This window comes from Streptomyces sp. NPDC047706 (assembly GCF_043204795.1).
Classification (GTDB): Bacteria; Actinomycetota; Actinomycetes; order Streptomycetales; family Streptomycetaceae; genus Streptomyces.
On sequence record NZ_JBIDCW010000043.1, the window covers coordinates 1 to 16,708 of the forward strand.

Below are 16,708 nucleotides of genomic sequence, written 5' to 3' on the forward strand. Positions count from 1 at the left end.
GCCCGGGAGGACGGGCCGGCCCGCGAGGCGGCTCGGCCCGTCGCACCCCCGGGTCATCGGTCTCAGCGGCCCGGGGCGCGGTGCTGGATCTCCTGAAGCACCCAGCCGTTGCCGTCGGGGTCGCTGAAGGTGGCGAAGGAGGCGTAGGAGGCGCGTTCGGGGTGCAGGCCGGGCTTGCGCTCCTGGCCCGGGAGGCGGTGGGTTACGTCGCCACCCTCGTGGCCGTGGTAGATGATGCCGCCGTTGTCGTGGAAGATCGCGCTCACCTCGATGCCGCGGCTGATGAGTTCTGCACGGGCCTCCTCGATGTCGTAGACGGCGAGGTAGAGGCCCTGGGCCGAGCCCGGCTCGGCCGGGGTCAGGCCGGTGCCGAACATGATCGAGCACTCGGACCCCGGCGGGGTGAGGTGCACCGCGCGCCACTCCTCACTGGCGGCCTTGTCGATGTCCAGGCGGAATCCCAGCGCCTCGTAGAAGGCCTTGGCCCGGTCCACGTCGGAGACGGGCAGCACGGTGACTTCGAGCTTCATGTACATCTGGGGACTCTTCCTTCTCGTTCAATGGCCGATTCGGGCGGGCGCGTGGCGCGCCGCCGACCGGGTGATAGCACCCGGATGACGACTGTGATCCGGGAGTGGGCGAGACCGCGGCACGTCCGGGGGACGGGGCGCGGTGCAACCACCTGGTTACGACCTTAGGCGATTAGCCCCTAACGGCCAAGTTCAGTCGGTGAGTGGAACCTCGCAAGATGTACGCACACCCTCTTGTCACACTTTCGGTCTATCGAACGTTAGTTCGAGTATGGGGGCAAGGTCCCCCGAGGCAGGAGTGAGACCGGAGTGGTGCCGTCAGGAACCGAACAGGGATGAACTGCCGCTCTGTGCAGGTCGGTTCATGCCGAGGCGCGGGAGCACGGTCGGGCCGGCGGAGTCACTTCGAGGTCGGGCCGCGCTGGGAGGCCAGCGCCTTCTTCCGTTGCCGGTACGCCCGCATCGACGCGCGCGAGCCGCATCCCGGGCCGCAGTAGACGGAGTTCTTGTTCCGCGTCCGGTCGAAAAAGCCGTAGTGACACGGCGTGTGCCGGCAGGCCCGCACCCGGTCCCAGACGCCTGCCTGGGCGAGTTCGGTGGCACTCGCCAGCACGGTGCCGAACAGTCCGGGGACATCGGTCTGCGCGGGCGCCAGCGAGGCTCCCGAAGCGGTGACTACCGTCACCAGCGGATAACGGGACGCGGCGTGACGCAAGAACCTCTCCGCCTCGGCGAGCCCGTCGGGCGCGGATTCCTGGCCGGCGGAGTGGGCGAGGAGCACGGTGATCAAGGCTTCGCGCAGCTCACGAGCGCTGGCTGCGTCTGCCTCCGTGACATGTGTCGACTCCGATCCCATGGCCTGCTCCAGCAGCCACGTGCGCAGGTCCTGCGCGTTTCCGAAGCGCTCGGGCAGTTCGTGGGGTCCCGCGGGGTGGGTATTGACGAACCGCAGGACGACGTCGGCCGACGGCGGTTGCGTCAGCGGACTGGGACCGGGGTCGGTCGGGCGCGGGGAAATCGTCGGGCCTCCTTGATCGTCTCCGGTATAGGGCATGAGGTGTTACTCCCAAAACTGTTACGGTACCCATCTTCTTCCGGGGTGTCGAGGCTCACGGTCACGGGGCCACCGCCCTCTGGCCGGGCGCCCGCAGCCTCATCCATGGCCGGGCGGTACCGACGTGTGGGTTTCGTCCTCTCGGCACTGACGCGTGGCGGGGTGTCGCCGCGTTGAACGGGGCCGATGTCACTCTGGGCAGATGAGGCGGGTGGGGCGTCTGTGTGGGGCGCTGGGCGCCGCTGGTGATCGGGGCGCTGGTGGGGGCCGTCGCCGCTGTCGGGCTCGGGCTCCACTGGTCCCAGCCGTGAAGGCTGTGGCAGGACCGGACCGTCGAGGTGGGCCTGCCCGGGATGGTGGCGACCTCCGGCCCGACCTCGGCGTCGCGCCCGCCGGCCCCTCGTCCACGGCCACGCCCACTGCCCCGTCCTGCAAGGCGTCGGTTCGCGCGACGGTCGCCTCCGGTGACGTGATCAGCCATGAGCACACGGCCGCGGGCACGGCGAGGCTCGTACTGCTGACCGACGGCTTCCACGTCGTACGGATGGAGGACATCGACACCAGCAACGGGCCGGATGTGCGCGGGTGGCTGACCGATGCTCCGGTGAGGGAGTGCCGGGCGGGATGGCACGTCTTCGGCGCCTGACGGGCCCCCTCGGCGTCCGCCCCGGACAGCGTCGCGCCGCCCACCTGCCATGGCGCCCTCCGCCGTTGCGGCCCCGTCAGATGCGCCAGGTGCGGATCCGGTCGGCCGCCTGGTACACGGTGGCCTTGCGGGCCTGGATGTCACGGACGAGGTCGACCAGCGCTCCGTAGGGCGGGTCTATGCCCTCGCCGGAGGCGTCCATGTAGGCGACGGCGACCTGGCAGGCGTACAGCGAGTTCCGGTACGGCAGGGGTTCGAGGCGGACGATCGTGTGCAGGAGGGACGCGGCCCGCCATGCGGCGTCGGGCGGGGCGATGCCCGGACGCGGGATCCGCGTCTTGTGCCGGGCGATGGTGGCGACCAGGGCGGAGTAGTCCGTGACGGTGACGTCCTCGGGGACGGCCTGTTCCTGGACGTCGAGAAGCCAGGGGACGTCGATGTGGAGCACCATCAGGCGGCCGCAGCTCCCTGATGCCGGTCGGCCGGGGGGACCTCGTCCGGGAACGCCCCGTCGAACTCCTCGCGGTGCCGCTCTCCCCAGGCGACTGCGACGCGCACGAACTGGAGACGCTGGCGTTCACGCAGGGGCAAGTCGTGGACGTACTGCTTGAGGGATTTGCCTTCGGCGGCCGCCGCGGCGCGGACCTCCTCCAGCTCCTCTTCGGTGAAGGTGATGTTCAAGGAAGGCATGGCCGTGATGGTACCTGACTGGTACCGCCGCGGGCCAGGATTCCCCGGAACCCGGGGCCGGACGCCTCCGCGATTCTCGACGCCGGACGCTCCCTCAGGGCGCGTCAGGAGCCCCTGGAGCTGCTAGGAAGGTTCAGTTCCGCCCAGCCGACCCTGCCCTCCGGCGTGGCCGCCAGCCCCATCTGCGGGACGGCCGGCCGACCAGCAGGAGGCCGCGACCGCCCTCGTCCGTCGCGCCGGCGCGACGGGGACGCGGAGCGAAGGCGTCTGTGCCGGACACTTCGACGGTGAGCACCTGGTGCCGCAGCAGCCGTAACCCGATCTCTCCGGTGCCGTGCCGGACGGCGTTGGCGACGAGATCGCCGACGATGAGCTTCGTGGCGTCCTCGAGACCTCCGAGCCCCCACTCGGCGAGTCGGCGTGCCGCGTGTTCGCGGGCCGCGGTGTGCTCGCGTGCTGCGGAGCCGCGTACTGGCCTCGCTGAGGACGTCGAGCCGCTCCCGCACCTGCCGGTTCGCGGTGACGTCGGCGCTGATCACGCACACCCCCGGCGATGTGCCGTCGGCACCCTGGAGACACCGGAAGAGGCCGCGATCTGGTGCTCCGGACCCTGGCCACGACCGCAGCGAGCTGCGCGGCCGTCGGCTGAGCCGGCGTGGCCAGGGCGGCGCTTGTGCTACTCGGCAGGGAGAAGGCCAGGGCGGCGGTGCCGACCATGAGTGCGGTCACAGCGGAACGGAGCTTCGCCATCGGGACTCCTTGTCTCGTACATGCGGCGGGGGATCGTTCACAGCACCGCACCCGTCGCCGAGATCGGCGCGAGGTGGCGGGTGGTTGACCGGCCCCAGCGTGGCGAACGTGGGAACGGGGATCCACAAGTTTTCGCGGTGAACCAAAACACGCTGTTCACAACGCCGGTGCGCGTCGTGCGGCATCAACGCCGCGACGATGCATGGCAGTCACTTCCCTCTGGTCATCACGCTCCCGGGCCGACCACGCGACGGTCGGCGGGGTGACGCGGCTCCGACTCCCGCCCACAAGGATTCAGCCGGATTCCGCGGCTGCCATGTACGAGGCGCTGCTGTGCGGGGTCTCATATGCGCAGGTCACGTCCGCATCCCTCGGCCGGCGCAACGAGGGGCGGGTTCCCCGGCGGCATGCGGATGTCTTGATTGAGGCTAGGCCTGCGCCCGCGCGGGACACCCCGCGGACGGTGCCTCCTGGGACACCCCGCGGAGGCACCGTCCGTTCAGCGGCGGGCGTGGCGGATCTTCAGTCGTCCGAATCCCATGGTCCCGAAGATCCGGATCCTCGGGCCGCCGGGGCGGGACCGCCGGGGGACTTTGTAGCGTAGGTCCTTCCACCCGGTCACTAGCCCCTCGACGTCGACGACCGCGTCACGAGGCACGGTGATCTTGGCGCCGCCGGTGCCGAGTTGCAGCTCGATGTCGACGAGCGGATGCTCGATCACCGCCCGGGACAGATCGAGACGCACCTTTCCGTACGCGGACTCGATCTTGAGGATGCGCGGCACCCGCCACGCGCCGCGCCGTTTGATCCGCCCGCCGGCCGCGGCGATCGTCGGCGTGGTGCCCGGGTGCTCCTCCGGAAGCGAGGCCAGGGCCGACACGAGCTCGCCGTGCGCCGTGGCGGTGAGCACCTGGTGCAGGCGCTCGTCCAACTCCGCGTGCGTGATCAGCTCTTCGGTGTAGGCCTCCTGCAGGCGTCGCACGGCCGTCTCGCGGTCGTCTTCGCCGATCAGCCGCAACGAGTCTTCCGGTGAGGAGGTCACTGCTTCACCCTACTGCCGTACCGGCGACGCGACAGGCTCAAGTCCTGTGGCGGGCAAGGAATTCGGCAGCGTTCGACAGGGCGCGGCCGCGGGTCAGCCGAGCGGGCGGGGCGCGTGACGGGAGTCGGCCGCGGCCGCCGCGGCCCGGCTGACGAGGTCGGCCGCGCGAGCGGCTCGCCCCGTCGCCTTCCAGGCCAGCATGCGCAGCGCGACCGCAGGGGAGGGTGGGAAGACGCCCAGCTGGCCGAGCATGGTGATGTCGTCACGCACGGCCTCGTGCCGGGTCACCTTGCCCTCACGCACGTCGAGCACGTGGATCTGTTCGAAGTCGATCTCGCGTCCCGTGGGCGGTACGGCCTGGTCCAGGGTGCCGTCGCGGAACGTGACGAAGGCGCCCGTGTGACGGCCCCGCATGCGCAGACGGAGCCAGACCTGATCGTCGTTGCCGGCGATGCCGAGGATCTCGAACCTGAGGTCATCGAAGGCCGAGCGCATCCATGCGCCGGAGGCCAGCACGCCCGCCGGTCCCGGGAGCGAGCAGGCGGCCGGAGAGGCGGCGGCCTCCCGGTTGTGGAAGTCCTCCGCCACCACCTCGGCGGCCAGTGCCGCGTCTCCGGTCACGAGGATCTCGAAAAGCCCCTGCGCAAGTTCGGTCGGGTTCATGCCCACCTCGTCGGTCCCTCTCGCGTACGTCGTGCCGAATGGCGGGCGCTGCCGCCCGCGAGATTGAGGTTACAGATCACCTAATGAATAGTTCAAACAGGTACTTGATTGGCTACAGTGGCACCATGCCGAGCAAGCGCGCCTACGTCTCCCCCCTGCGGCAGCAGGCCGCGGTCCGCACCCGAGAGGTGATCCTGCGGCGGGCCACCGAACTCCTCGCCGAGCGGGGATACGGCCGGGTGACGATCGCGGACATCGCCTCCGCGGCCGGTGTCTCCTCCAAGACCGTCTTCGCCAGCGTCGGGAGCAAGGGCGACATCCTCGACAGGATCGTCGATGAGGGGGTGTCGGCATCCGGCTACGAGCAGGCCATGGAGCACGTCCTGGGCCTGGGCACGCCGGAGGCCGTCCTGCACGCCCTGGCGCGGGGCACGCGCCTGGGCAACGAGAGCCAGTTCACCGTCCACGAGGCGATCCGCAAGGCGCTGCCGGTCCACGAGAGCGCCGACGGTCTGTGGGCGAGGGCGACGGCTGCCTACCGGGAGGCACTGAACGCCGCCGCCCGCCATCTGCACGGCCTGACGCCGCCACCTCGCTCCTCCCCGCAGCAGACGGCGGACCTGCTGTGGCTGTGGTTCGGCCCCACTGCCTGGCGCACGCTCGTGGTGGAGAGCGGCTGGAGTTGGGAGCAGGCCGAGAAGACGCTGTACGACACGGCGGTGGCCGCGCTGTACGCCTAGGTGTGCCGGGTCGGGAATGCGCAGGCGACGGCCGCTGTTCTTGACTCCTGTGAATGGCATGCACTCGCCACTCACGGTGGGTGAAAGGAGGCCTCATGGCACGCAACGCCACACGTCCCGTCGTGACGCTGAAGTCGACGGCCGGCACCGGTGTCACCTATGTGACGCGCAAGAATCGCGGCAACGACCCCGACCGGCTGGTCCTGCGCAAGTACGACCCGGTCGCCGGGGAGCACGTGCTGTTCCGCGAGCAGCGCTGAGCGGCGGAACCCGCCTGAACGCCGGGCGGGCGCCGGTCCGGCGCCCGCGGTAGACCCGTATGAACACAGGAGGTGCGGAGTCATGAAGGTGCGCAAGTCATTGCGCTCACTGAAGTCCAAGCCGGGGGCGCAGATCGTGCGCCGCCGTGGCGTGACGTTCGTGATCAACAAGAAGGACCCTCGCTTCAAGGCGCGCCAGGGCTGACTCAGCCCCGGCCGGTCCAGCAAGCCGGGCCCCGCCACGCGCGGGCCCGGCCGATCGACGGCTGCGGTTTCCGGCACCGCTCGGCGGCCTCCCTGTCGCTCGGCGCGGGAGACGGGATCCGCCACCTGCAGACGGTGGTGCGCCCCGACCGGGGCAAAGCCGGCTGCCGAGTGTGAAGCGGGGGCCGGTCGCGGCACTCGTCCTGACGACCGGTGCGGCCCTCCCCGCCATGGTGCCGCAATCCGCCCGGGCCGTGCCGCCCGGGGCCCACACCTTTGTCACCGGCTCCATCGACGACGCGCTGTCTGTGATCCACACGACCAATGAGGTCACCGTCCGGGGCATCGACACGGCAACGAGCGACGTCGTGGACACGATCCCGTCGGCACCTTCCCCTCGGCGGTGACCGTCTCTCCGGACGACGGGACCGTCTACGTCGTCAATGAGGCGGACGACTCGGTGACGGTGATCGACGAGGCCACGAACGACCCGGTCGACCCGGTCGACACCGTCCCCGTCGGCGACGACCCGGGCGGGGTGGACGTGTCGCCGGACGGCGGCAGCGTCTTGTCACCCACGCCGAGGACAACACGGTGTCGGTGATCGACACCGGGACCAACGACGTGGTCGAGACCGTCCCCGTGGGCGAGTTTCCGGTCGGGGCGGCCGTGGGTGTGGTGATGCCTTCGGACGACCGGCCCGCGTGGACGTTGCTGAAGATCACCACGAGTGGGTCGTTGGTCGCCTGCGGTCAGGGCAGGTACCGGCTGCGCGTGACCAGCCGATGTCCTGCCGAAGGGACTGAAGCCCGTCGGATTCTCCGGCACGGGCTGGAGGTGCACGCGCAGCCCGCTCGCCTGCACGCGCGACGACGTCCTGGAGCCCGGCGAGAACCATCCGAGTCTGACCCTGACGGTCGACATCGCCAGGAACGCTCCCCAGCGGGTCACCAACAAGGCCCTGGTCACCGGGGGCGGCACCACCGGCACCGCTACCACGACCACCACGGTCCGACGGCCGGACCACAAGCTCAACTGAGCGAAGCCCGCGCCGGGGGGTCCCCGGCGCGGGCCATGCGGCCCGCGGGTCCGATGCCGCCCGCGGCCCTTCCTGGTTCCGCGTCAGGTCCGGTGCGTCACCACGCCCGAGCGCGCCACGTCGCCGTACCACCGGGCACTGGCCTTGGGAATGCGCCTGCCCGTGGGGTAGTCGACGTAGACCGCCCCGAAGCGCTTGCTGTATCCGTAGCCCCACTCGAAGTTGTCCAGCAGGGACCACAGGAAGTAGCCCCGGACGTCGACGCCCGCCTCCATCGCGCGGTGCACGGCCGCCAGATGGCCTCGCAGGTAGTCGATCCGGTCGGGGTCGTTCACCTCGCCCGAGGGGTCGACGTAGTCGTCGAACGCGGCACCGTTCTCGGTGATCATGAGGGGCAGCCGGGGGAATTCACGCTGGATGCCCAGGAGCAGGTCGTGGAGGCCGGTGGGGTCGACGGCCCAGCCCATCGCGGTCGTCGAGCCCGGCGGCAGATGGAAGGTCACGTCGTCGGCGGCCGGCCAGGGGCTGTGGTCGCTTTTACCGTGACCGTCGGAACCGTGGCTGGATTCGACGGCACCGCCCGAGACCACGGTCGGGGTGTAGTAGTTGACTCCCAGGAAGTCGAGTGGCCGGCAGATCTCCCGCAGGTCCCCGTCCTTGACGAACGACCAGTCCGTCAGCAGCGAGGTGTCGCGCAGCAGGTCCTCCGGATAGGCGCCCTTGAGAATCGGCCCGGTGAAGACCCGGTTCGCCAGGGCGTCGATCCGGCGCGCGGCGTCGACGTCCTCGGCGTCCTGGGAGAGGGGCCTGACATGGTGGATGTTGAGCGTGACCGCCACCTGGGCGAGGGAGGGAAGGCTTGCGCGAAGGGCCTCGACGGCCTTGCCGTGCGCGAGGTTGAGGTGGTGGGCCGCGCGCAGCGCCGCCACCGGGTCGGTGCGCCCGGGCGCGTGGACCCCGGACGCGTAACCGAGGAAGGCGCTGCACCAGGGCTCGTTGAGTGTGATCCAGGTCCGCACCCGGTCTCCGAGCGCGTCGGCGGCCAGGGCGGCGTACGCGGCGAAGCGCTCCGCGGTGGCGCGCTCCGGCCAGCCGCCGGCGTCCTCCAGTTCCTGGGGGAGGTCCCAGTGGTAGAGGGTCGCCACGGGCTGGATGTTCTTCTCCAGCAGTGCGTCCGTGAGCCGGCGGTAGAAGTCCAGTCCCTTCTGGACGCTGGGCCCGCGACCTGTCGGCTGGATGCGGGGCCAGGCGAGGGAGAAGCGGTACGCGCCCACGCCGAGGTCGGCCATGATCGCGACGTCCTCACGCCACCGGTGGTAATGGTCGGTGGCGATGTCACCGGTGTCGCCGTTGCGCACCCTGCCCGGCGTGCGGGCGAAGGTGTCCCAGATGGAGGGCGTGCGTCCGTCCAGAGCGGCGGCGCCCTCGATCTGGTACGCGGCCGTGGCGGTGCCCCAGGTGAACGACGGGGGGAACGTCAGGGAGGTGGGGGCCTCGGTCGAGGACAGTTCGTGTCCAGCGGCGATAACCACGCGGATCCTTCCGGAATGACAGTCGATGGGTGAGGGGGAGATGACAGGCTCGGGAGTGCCTGGTCAGCCCTTGACGGCGCCCTGCATGATGCCGCCGACGATCTGACGCCCGAAGACGATGAACATCGCGAGCAGGGGGAGCGTGCCGAGCAGCGCGCCCGCCATGATCAGGGACTGGTCCCGGACGTAACCCGCGCTCAACTGGGTGAGGGCGACGGGGACCGTCGGGTTCGTCATGTCCAGCACGATGAACGGCCAGAAGAAGTCGTTCCAGGCGTGCACGAAGGTGATCATGAACAGCACGGCCATGGCGGGCCGGGCGACCGGCAGGACGATGCTCCAGAAGATGCGGAGCGAGTGCGCTCCGTCCACGCGGCCGGCCTCGACCAGTTCGTCGGGCAGGGCGTCGCCCAGGTACTGGCGCATGAAGAAGACGCCGACCGCGCTGACCAGCGTGGGGAAGATGACGGCGGGCAGCTTCTGGCCCCAGCCGAGGTCGGTCATCATGAGGAAGAGGGGAACGACCGCGAGCTGCGGCGGCACCAGCATCGTCCCGATGACCAGGGTGAGCAGGATGTTGCGTCCCCGGAAGCGCAGCTTGGCGAAGGCGAAGCCGGCGAGCGTGGCGAACAGCACCGTCGAGGTGGCGATGGTGCCGGCCACGATCATGCTGTTCACCATGGCCTTGCCGAGCGCGGCGTCCTGCCAGGCCCTGCCCAGGTTCTCGAAGAGGTGGGGGCCGGGCAGGAACGGCGGCGGCGTCTGGGTGACCCGGGTGTTGTCGGTGGAGGCCGCCACCATCGTCCAGTACAGCGGGAAGATCGACGTGAGGGCCGCGATGGCGAGCAGGATGTAGGTGACGGGGCCCGCGTGGTGCTGGCGGCCCGCTCCGATCGCCTTGCGCAGCCGGAAGGGGCGTTTGCCGGGCGAGGTGGCGAGCACGTCCCGGCGCGCCCGGAGGGTGTTGGTGGTCATGAGGGGCATCTCCTGGTCAGGACGAGCGCGCTGAGCGCCGCTTGAGCAGGCGCTGGGCAGCGAATACGAGGACGAGCAGCAGGAACATCGCCCACGCCACCGTGGCCGCCCGGCCCATCTGGTAGTTCTTCCAGCCCTCCTCGTAGAGCAGCAGTCCGAGGGTCTGGTACTGGTTGTCCGCTCCGCCGGTGATGCCGTTCGGTCCCTGACCGAAGATCAGGGGTTCGCCGAAGAGCTGGGTGGAGCCGATGGTGGAGAGCACGATCGTGAAGACGATCGTGGGCCGGATCCCGGGGATGGTGACTTTGAGGAACTGCTGCCAGCGCGAGGCCCCGTCGATCGCGGCGGCCTCGTAGCGGTCGAGCGGGATCGCCTGCATCGCGGCCAGGTACAGCAGTGCGTTGTATCCGGTCCAGCGCCAGATGACGATCGTGGAGATCGCGATCTGCGCGGCCCACTTGTTGCTCTCCCAGTCGACATGGTCGAAGCCGAACAGGCTCAACAGCCAGTTGATCATGCCGAAGTCGCGCTCGAAGAGCATGGTGAACACGAGCGCCGCGGCACCCACCGACGTCGCGTACGGCGTCAGGGTGGCCACCCGGAAGAAGGTCGATCCGCGCATCCGGTAGTTCAGCAGGTGTGCGAGGCCGAGCGCCATGAGCAGCTGCGGAACGGCGGAGAGGACGCCGATGGTGAAGGTGTTGGCCAGGGCGTTCCAGAAGCGGTCGTCCTGAGCCAGGGCGGTGTAGTTGTCGAGCGCCACCCACTCCATCAGGTCCATGGTGGCGAGTTCGGCGCGATGGAGGGAGATCCAGGCCGTGTAGAGGAGCGGGTACAGGCTGAAGGCGGCGAAGACGACGAAGAAGGGGACGATGAAGGCGTACGGCGCCCCGTTCACGTCCAGCCGATGGAGAAGGCCGCTCCAGCGGCGGTCCTTGCGCGGCTGGCGACCCACATGGGCGGGGCGGGACGGGTCGGCAGGAATCTTGGTGGGCTGCCGGCCGGCCGCGGCAGTTGAGGTCCGAGTGGACACCGGTGGTCCTTAGGCGTGACGGTATGCGGGCTGGGCGTACTCCGGCGGCCGTCGCGCACGCGTCGTGCGCGTCCGCCCGCCGGAGATGCGGGTGAAGGTCAGCCGACGGCCTTCTTGATGCGTTCGTCGGTCGTCTCCCAGGCCTTGTCGGGGCTCTGGTTCTGGGACTCGATCAAGGTCAGCCCTTGGGAGAAGATGTCCTTGATCGTTCCGTCCTTGCGGCCGAGCACCTGCTCGTCGGGGATCTCCTGCGCGGCGGTGCCGAAGATCTGGCCGAGGGGCGCGCCACTGAAGTACTCGGACTTCGCGTTCGTCACCTCGGGCGCCTCCAGCGCCTTCTGCGAGGACGGGAAGTTGCCGATCTCCTCGAAGAGGCGGGCCTGCTGCTCCGGCGCGGTCAGCCAGGCGACGAGCTTCTTCGCCTCCTCCTTCACCGGGCTCTTCTCCATCACGCCGAGGAACGAGCCGCCCCAGTTGGCGCCCTTGGGGGCCTTGGCGACATCCCACTTGCCCTTGTTCCGGTCGCCCGCCTTCTCGCTGATGTGGGCGAGCATCCACGCCGGGCACACCGTGGTGGCGAAGGTGCTGTTCGCGAGCCCGGGGTCCCAACCGGGCTGGAACTGCCGCAGCTTGGCGGTCAGGCCGGAGGTCGCGGCTTCGGAGGCGAGGCCCCAGGCCTCCTGGACGACGGGGCTGTCCTCGTAGATCAGCTTGCCGTCCTTGTCGTAGAACTGCTGCGAGTTGCCGTAGATCATCGCGTTGAACAGGCCGCTGGAGCTGTCCATGAAGGCGACGTCGCCGCCCTTGAAGTCCTTCTTGAACCGCTTGCCGGCGGCGACGAACTTCGCCCAGTCGCCGTCCCACAGCTTGGCGACCTGCTCGCGGTCGGTGGGCAGGCCGGCCTTCTCGAAGAAGTCCTTGCGGTAGCAGACGGCCATCGGCCCGATGTCCGTGCCGAGTCCGATGACCTTGCCGTCCTTGCCGGTGACCTGGCTCAGCTTCCACGGCAGGAAGTGGTCGGTGCCGGGCACCTTGCCCAGGTCGAGGAACTTGTCGGCCTGGGTGTCGACGAGTTCCTTCGCGCGTCCGATCTCGATGCCCTGGATGTCCTTGAGGCCGCTGCCGGCGGCGAGGTGCGTCTGCAGAGCCGTGTAGTAGGTCTGCTCGTCACCCGCGACCTCGGCCTCGATGCGGACGTTCGGGTTGAGCTTCATGTACTCCTCGAGGAGGCCGGTCTCCTTGAAGCCCATGACGCCGAACAGGCCCATGGTGATGGTGGTCTTGCCGTCCTTGACGCCTCCCCCCGTGCCTCCGGAGTCGCTGCCCCCGCACGCGGTGAGAAGGCCGAGAGCCGTGACGGCCGATATGACGGCGGTACCTCTCGTTCGCAACAGCTTCCGGGTGACCTTCATGTAGGTGTCCTCTCAGGCGGCGGCGCCGACGCACCGAGTACGGGCCGGTCGACTGGGGCGGCCGGCCGGAATGAGCGTTGGGAACGTTCCCAAACTTGGTGGGAACGTTCCCACCAAGTGCCGGAAGACTGGCTCTTGAGCGCGCCCTGTGTCAAGAACTTGAACGCTGTTCGTCACAGTGAGAAGCCGGCGAGGGAGCTCCGGACCGGCTCACCTCCGCACCTCTCTGGCACAATGCGCTGGCGAACCGGCGTGCGACCGGGCCGGACGAGGAGAGGAACATGGGGGCACAGCATCGGCCGACCATCAAAACCGTGGCGGCGCGGGCGGGTGTGGGGCGCACCACGGTGTCAAGGGTCATCAACGGCTCGACGCTCGTGAGCGACGAGGCGAAGGCCGCGGTGCTCGCCGCCATAGCCGAGCTGAACTACGTCCCCAACTCGGTCGCCCGAGGTCTGGTGACGCGGCGCACCAACTCCGTCGCGCTGGTGATTCCCGAGTCCGAGAGCAGGCTCGGTTCGGAGCCCTATTTCGCGGGCGTCATCCGGGGCGTGAGCACGGTGCTCGCCACGACGGGGACGCAACTCCAGCTCATGCTCGTCCGCGACAGCGGTGAACGCAACCGGCTCACGGACAGCGTCGCGGAGCGCAGGGTGGACGGCGTCCTGCTGGTCTCGGTGCACGAGCACGACCCCCTGCCCGGAATCCTGGAGGACATGGGCCTGCCGACGGTCCTGGCGGGCCGGCGCTCGCCCGCGGAGTCCCTGAGCCACGCGGTGTCGGACAACCTGGGCGGCGGAAAGGAGGCGGGACGGCACCTCATCTCCCGGGGCCGCACGGCGCTCGCCACCATCTCCGGGCCCCTCGACATGGATGTCTCCCGCGGTCGGCTGCGGGGATGGACGACCGCACTGGAAGAGGCGGGCTTGGCGCCGGACGAGCGGCTGGTTGCTTCGGCCGACTTCACGGAGGAGGGCGGGATGCTCGCCATGCGTTCGCTGCTTGAACGTACGCCCGACCTCGACGCCGTGTTCGCCGCGTCCGACGTGATGGCGGCCGGCGCCATGCTCGAGTTGCGGCGCCAGGGACGGCGCGTGCCGGACGACGTCGCGATCGTCGGCTTCGACGACTCCTACGTCGCGCGCTACGCCTACCCGTCGCTGACGAGCGTCAGGCAGCCGGTGGAGGAGATCGGCTCGACCATCGCCCGCATCCTCCTGGAGGAGATCGCCGATCCCGGAGTGGCGAGGCGGCATGTCTTCCTGCCCACCGAGCTGGTCGTGCGCGACTCCTCCTGAAGGGTCCGGCCTGCCGCGGGGGGAGTACGCAGGCCTGACGTACGCCGGGCGATGTCGCCGTGCCAGGACGGCGTACCGGGCGATTCCCGGACATGTGTGGCCGGGTGGGCGGGGACCACTCACGTCGTCGACCGCGCCCTGTTCCAACGGCCCTGGCCGATCGCGGCCGTTGTCGCCGCTCGGCGCAGGTGTGACACGGCGTCGATACGACACCGGGATGTGTTGACCGCCTGCGTGTGCACCTGGTCAATTCAGGAGCGCAATTCCCCGACGTCTCCTTGCGTCAAAAACTCCTGTGCCTCCCTTGCCACTTGGCGGGCGCATGGCGGTGTCAGGCATCGCCCTGGTGCTCCTGTCGTCCCTCGGTGCGGACCCGGCGTCCGCTACCTCACCTCCCTCCGCTCCCGTCATGGCCGGCAACTCGTCGCCGCCGCGCGGCGACGGGCCCCCTCGGCACCACCCGCACTGTCACCCTGATCACCGGTGACAAGGTCACCGTCACGCAGGCGGCGAACGGCGCACCGGCATCGATGAGGTTCGAGCGCCGCCCGGGTGCCACCGGATTTGTGCGGACCCTCACCGACGCCTCGGGAACATACGTGGTCCCCGACGACGCCGAGCCCTACGTCGCTTCCGGCGCACTCGACAGACGGCTCTTCAACGTCACCGGACTCGTAGCCCAGGGGTACGACGACGCGCGTGCGGCCGGGCTGCTCCTGATCGTCACCCGCCACGCCGTTGCGTCCCGTCCCGCCCGCACCGACCTGCCGGGACTCGTCCCCGAGCGGCAACTGACCTCCGTGGGCGGCGAGTCCGCCACCGCGGACCGTTCCAGGGCCGCGAGCCTGCGGCAGGCCCTCGTGCCGGAGCCGGACGGGAGCGGCGTCCGCGAGACCGCCGCCGGACCGCCTCCCTGTCCGCCGGCATCCACAGGATCTGGCTGGACGGCAAGGTCAAGGCGGCCTTGGCGGACAGCACTGCCCACATCGGAGCGCCGCGGGTCTGGGACGTCGGCGCGGCCGGCGCCGGAGTCAAGGTGGCCGTGCTCGACACCGGCATCGACGTGGAGCACCCGGATCTCCAGGGACGCATCGTCTCCGGCCGGAGCTTCGTACCGGGCGAGGACATCACCGACCGTCGCGGGCACGGTACGCACGTCGCGTCGACCGTCTCGGGCACAGGTGCCGCCTCGGACGGCAAGGAGAGGGGTGTCGCCCCGGGCGCCGACATGGCCATCGGCAAAGTGTTCGGAGACAGCGGATCCGGCGACGAGTCCTGGATCATCGCCGGGATGGAGTGGGCCCGCCAGGACCGAGAAGGCCAGAATCATCAGCATGAGTCTGGGCAGTTCCTCCCTGCACACCCAGACGGATCCGACGAGCCGGAGCGTGAACCGCCTCAGCGAGGAGACCGGTGCGCTGTTCGTCATCGCGGCGGGCGACTCCGGACCGGGCGAGTACACCGTCAACGCCCTGGGCACGGCGGCAGCGGCGCTCACCGTGGGCGCCGTCGACTCCACGGACCAGATGGCAGGCTTCTCCAGCAGCGGCCCGCGCGAGGGTGACGACGGACTCAAGCCCGACGCCACCGCGCCGGGAGTGAACGTGCTGGCCGCTCGCTCGCACCACACCACCGGCGAGGGCCACTACACCGTCATTTGCGGTACGTCCATGGCGACTCCGCACGTCGCCGGTGCCGCCGCACTGCTTGCCCAGAAGCACCTCGACCGGTCGGGACAGCAGCTCAAGGACGCCCTGATGAGCACGAGCAAGGCGACGCCGGACACGAGTGCCTACCGCGGCGGTACCGGCCGTGTCGACGCCGCCGCGGCCTTCGGGGCGGGGGCCGTCGCCTCCGGCTCGATCGACACGGGCCTGATCAGATGGTCGCGAGACCCGCAGCCGATCGAACGCTCCGTCACCTACACGAATCACGGCGACACACCGGTGTCCCTGCGGCTGAGAAGCTGTGTCTGATCCGTACACGACAGTCGCTTGCCCGTCGGTAATCGGGTTGCGCGTCGTGAACGCGGCGGTCTTACCTTGCGCTGTGACGATGCGAACGGACGCTGCGGAACAGGTCGACTCCTACTTCATCTGTGCCACTCCTCGTACTGGTAGTTCGTTGCTCCTCGGGCTGTTGGAGTCGACTGGGGTCGCTGGCCGGCCGCAGGCGTATTTCCGTGCGCCTGACGAGCCGTTGTGGGCTGACAGGTGGCAGATCCTGCGCTCTGATCAGGGCGATTTCGAATACGTGGACTATGTGCAGGCGGCCCTTGCCGCCGGTAGAACCGAGAACGGAGTGTTCGGGGCGAAGCTCATGTGGGGCACCCTGGACGAGGTAGTCGACAAGCTGGGGAAGGGCTATCCGCACCTTGGCGGGCAGGATGTGGCCTTGTTGAACCGGGCCTTCGGCCGCACGCGCTTCGTCTATCTGCGGCGTGAGGATGTCCTGGCGCAGGCGGTGTCCTGGTTGCGAGCCGAGCAGACCGATGCCTGGTACATCGGCGGCAACGGAGAGATCGGCGGCGGTAACGGCGGCAGCGGGCAGATGCCCAGCTTCGACTCGACCCGCATCGACGAGTTGATGCAGACGATCGATGAACACAACGCGGCGTGGGAAGCCTGGTTCACCTCGAATGGCGTCGAACCACTCCAGGTCCGGTACGAAGAACTCGACGGCGACATGGCGGGTGTCACGGAAGGCATCCTCACGTTCCTCGGGCTCAAGTCACGGGACCGGCGCGCGATCGTGCCCCGCCACACGCGTCAGGCTGACGAGCTCAACAATCAGTGGATCGACCGCTATCGGGCGGACTCGGCGCAGACCTGATGAACCTT

General features: G+C 69.5%; 18 protein-coding genes and 1 pseudogene. 9 read left to right on the top strand and 10 right to left on the bottom strand.

Going from position 1 to position 16,708, the window contains the following annotated elements; translation table 11 throughout:
- Window positions 1–62: 62 nt before the first annotated feature.
- Both ACGF8A_RS33255 and ACGF8A_RS33260 read right to left on the bottom strand, forming a co-directional pair.
- Entirely contained in the window at window positions 63–536 is a 474-nt protein-coding gene (locus ACGF8A_RS33255; RefSeq protein WP_393114300.1) for a VOC family protein, read from the bottom strand.
- Window positions 537–930: 394 nt separating this feature from the next.
- Window positions 931–1,584 (bottom strand): CGNR zinc finger domain-containing protein, encoded by a 654-nt coding sequence (locus ACGF8A_RS33260; RefSeq protein WP_393114303.1) that lies wholly within the window; start codon window positions 1,582–1,584, stop codon window positions 931–933.
- A gap of 469 nt (window positions 1,585–2,053) precedes the next feature.
- On the opposite strand from ACGF8A_RS33260, the gene ACGF8A_RS33265 reads away from it, so the two are divergent.
- Complete coding sequence (locus tag ACGF8A_RS33265; RefSeq protein ID WP_393114305.1) at window positions 2,054–2,230, top strand: DM13 domain-containing protein; 177 nt, start codon at window positions 2,054–2,056, stop codon at window positions 2,228–2,230.
- A gap of 76 nt (window positions 2,231–2,306) precedes the next feature.
- Here ACGF8A_RS33265 and ACGF8A_RS33270 read toward each other — a convergent pair whose 3' ends face one another.
- The 4 genes from ACGF8A_RS33270 to ACGF8A_RS33285 all read right to left on the bottom strand — a co-directional run bounded on the left by ACGF8A_RS33270 (window position 2,307) and on the right by ACGF8A_RS33285 (window position 5,375).
- Window positions 2,307–2,681 (bottom strand): toxin Doc, encoded by a 375-nt coding sequence (locus tag ACGF8A_RS33270; protein ID WP_393114309.1) that lies wholly within the window; start codon window positions 2,679–2,681, stop codon window positions 2,307–2,309.
- Window positions 2,681–2,920, bottom strand: coding sequence for a hypothetical protein (locus tag ACGF8A_RS33275; RefSeq protein ID WP_393114312.1), 240 nt, complete (start codon window positions 2,918–2,920; stop codon window positions 2,681–2,683). The genes ACGF8A_RS33270 and ACGF8A_RS33275 overlap by 1 nt, the downstream gene beginning before the upstream one ends.
- A 1,249-nt stretch (window positions 2,921–4,169) precedes the next feature.
- Window positions 4,170–4,712 carry a DUF1707 domain-containing protein gene (locus ACGF8A_RS33280; protein ID WP_393114314.1) on the bottom strand — a complete coding sequence of 181 codons (543 nt, stop codon included), beginning with the start codon at window positions 4,710–4,712 and terminating at the stop codon, window positions 4,170–4,172.
- Window positions 4,713–4,805: 93 nt separating this feature from the next.
- Window positions 4,806–5,375 carry an ester cyclase gene (locus tag ACGF8A_RS33285; RefSeq protein ID WP_393114318.1) on the bottom strand — a complete coding sequence of 190 codons (570 nt, stop codon included), beginning with the start codon at window positions 5,373–5,375 and terminating at the stop codon, window positions 4,806–4,808.
- Between the two features lie 125 nt (window positions 5,376–5,500).
- On the opposite strand from ACGF8A_RS33285, the gene ACGF8A_RS33290 reads away from it, so the two are divergent.
- The 4 genes from ACGF8A_RS33290 (at window position 5,501) to ACGF8A_RS33305 (ending at window position 7,183) form a co-directional block, all read left to right on the top strand.
- Window positions 5,501–6,115, top strand: a complete 615-nt coding sequence (locus ACGF8A_RS33290; RefSeq protein ID WP_393114320.1) for a TetR/AcrR family transcriptional regulator — start codon at window positions 5,501–5,503, stop codon at window positions 6,113–6,115.
- A 95-nt stretch (window positions 6,116–6,210) separates the two neighbouring features.
- On the top strand, window positions 6,211–6,375 hold the full coding sequence (gene rpmG, locus ACGF8A_RS33295; protein WP_393114322.1) for a 50S ribosomal protein L33: 165 nt from the start codon (window positions 6,211–6,213) through the stop codon (window positions 6,373–6,375).
- A gap of 82 nt (window positions 6,376–6,457) precedes the next feature.
- Window positions 6,458–6,580, top strand: coding sequence for a type B 50S ribosomal protein L36 (gene ykgO, locus ACGF8A_RS33300; protein ID WP_385383332.1), 123 nt, complete (start codon window positions 6,458–6,460; stop codon window positions 6,578–6,580).
- A 402-nt stretch (window positions 6,581–6,982) separates the two neighbouring features.
- Window positions 6,983–7,183, top strand: a complete 201-nt coding sequence (locus tag ACGF8A_RS33305; RefSeq protein ID WP_393114325.1) for a YncE family protein — start codon at window positions 6,983–6,985, stop codon at window positions 7,181–7,183.
- Window positions 7,184–7,701: 518 nt separating this feature from the next.
- Here ACGF8A_RS33305 and ACGF8A_RS33310 read toward each other — a convergent pair.
- From ACGF8A_RS33310 to ACGF8A_RS33325, 4 genes are all read right to left on the bottom strand, one after another.
- Window positions 7,702–9,144 (bottom strand): GH1 family beta-glucosidase, encoded by a 1,443-nt coding sequence (locus tag ACGF8A_RS33310; RefSeq protein WP_393114369.1) that lies wholly within the window; start codon window positions 9,142–9,144, stop codon window positions 7,702–7,704.
- 69 nt (window positions 9,145–9,213) lie between these two features.
- On the bottom strand, window positions 9,214–10,125 hold the full coding sequence (locus tag ACGF8A_RS33315; RefSeq protein ID WP_393114327.1) for a carbohydrate ABC transporter permease: 912 nt from the start codon (window positions 10,123–10,125) through the stop codon (window positions 9,214–9,216).
- A gap of 16 nt (window positions 10,126–10,141) precedes the next feature.
- The gene (locus ACGF8A_RS33320; RefSeq protein WP_393114329.1) at window positions 10,142–11,158 is read right to left on the bottom strand and encodes a carbohydrate ABC transporter permease; all 1,017 of its coding nucleotides are present in this window, start codon (window positions 11,156–11,158) and stop codon (window positions 10,142–10,144) included.
- 98 nt (window positions 11,159–11,256) lie between these two features.
- On the bottom strand, window positions 11,257–12,570 hold the full coding sequence (locus ACGF8A_RS33325; protein WP_393114331.1) for an ABC transporter substrate-binding protein: 1,314 nt from the start codon (window positions 12,568–12,570) through the stop codon (window positions 11,257–11,259).
- 281 nt (window positions 12,571–12,851) lie between these two features.
- Here ACGF8A_RS33325 and ACGF8A_RS33330 point away from each other — a divergent pair, with 281 nt between their 5' ends.
- The 4 genes and pseudogenes from ACGF8A_RS33330 (at window position 12,852) to ACGF8A_RS33345 (ending at window position 16,700) form a co-directional block, all read left to right on the top strand.
- The gene (locus tag ACGF8A_RS33330; RefSeq protein ID WP_393114333.1) at window positions 12,852–13,868 is read left to right on the top strand and encodes a LacI family DNA-binding transcriptional regulator; all 1,017 of its coding nucleotides are present in this window, start codon (window positions 12,852–12,854) and stop codon (window positions 13,866–13,868) included.
- Between the two features lie 1,063 nt (window positions 13,869–14,931).
- A pseudogene (locus tag ACGF8A_RS33335) lies at window positions 14,932–15,114 on the top strand (S8 family serine peptidase); the annotation flags it as partial.
- Entirely contained in the window at window positions 15,077–15,844 is a 768-nt protein-coding gene (locus ACGF8A_RS33340) for a S8 family serine peptidase (RefSeq protein ID WP_393114335.1), read from the top strand. The pseudogene ACGF8A_RS33335 and the gene ACGF8A_RS33340, both read left to right, overlap by 38 nt.
- Before the next feature lie 79 nt (window positions 15,845–15,923).
- Window positions 15,924–16,700: a Stf0 family sulfotransferase gene (locus tag ACGF8A_RS33345; protein ID WP_393114371.1), complete on the top strand. Its 777-nt coding sequence runs from the start codon at window positions 15,924–15,926 to the stop codon at window positions 16,698–16,700.
- The last annotated feature ends 8 nt before the right edge of the window (window positions 16,701–16,708 follow it).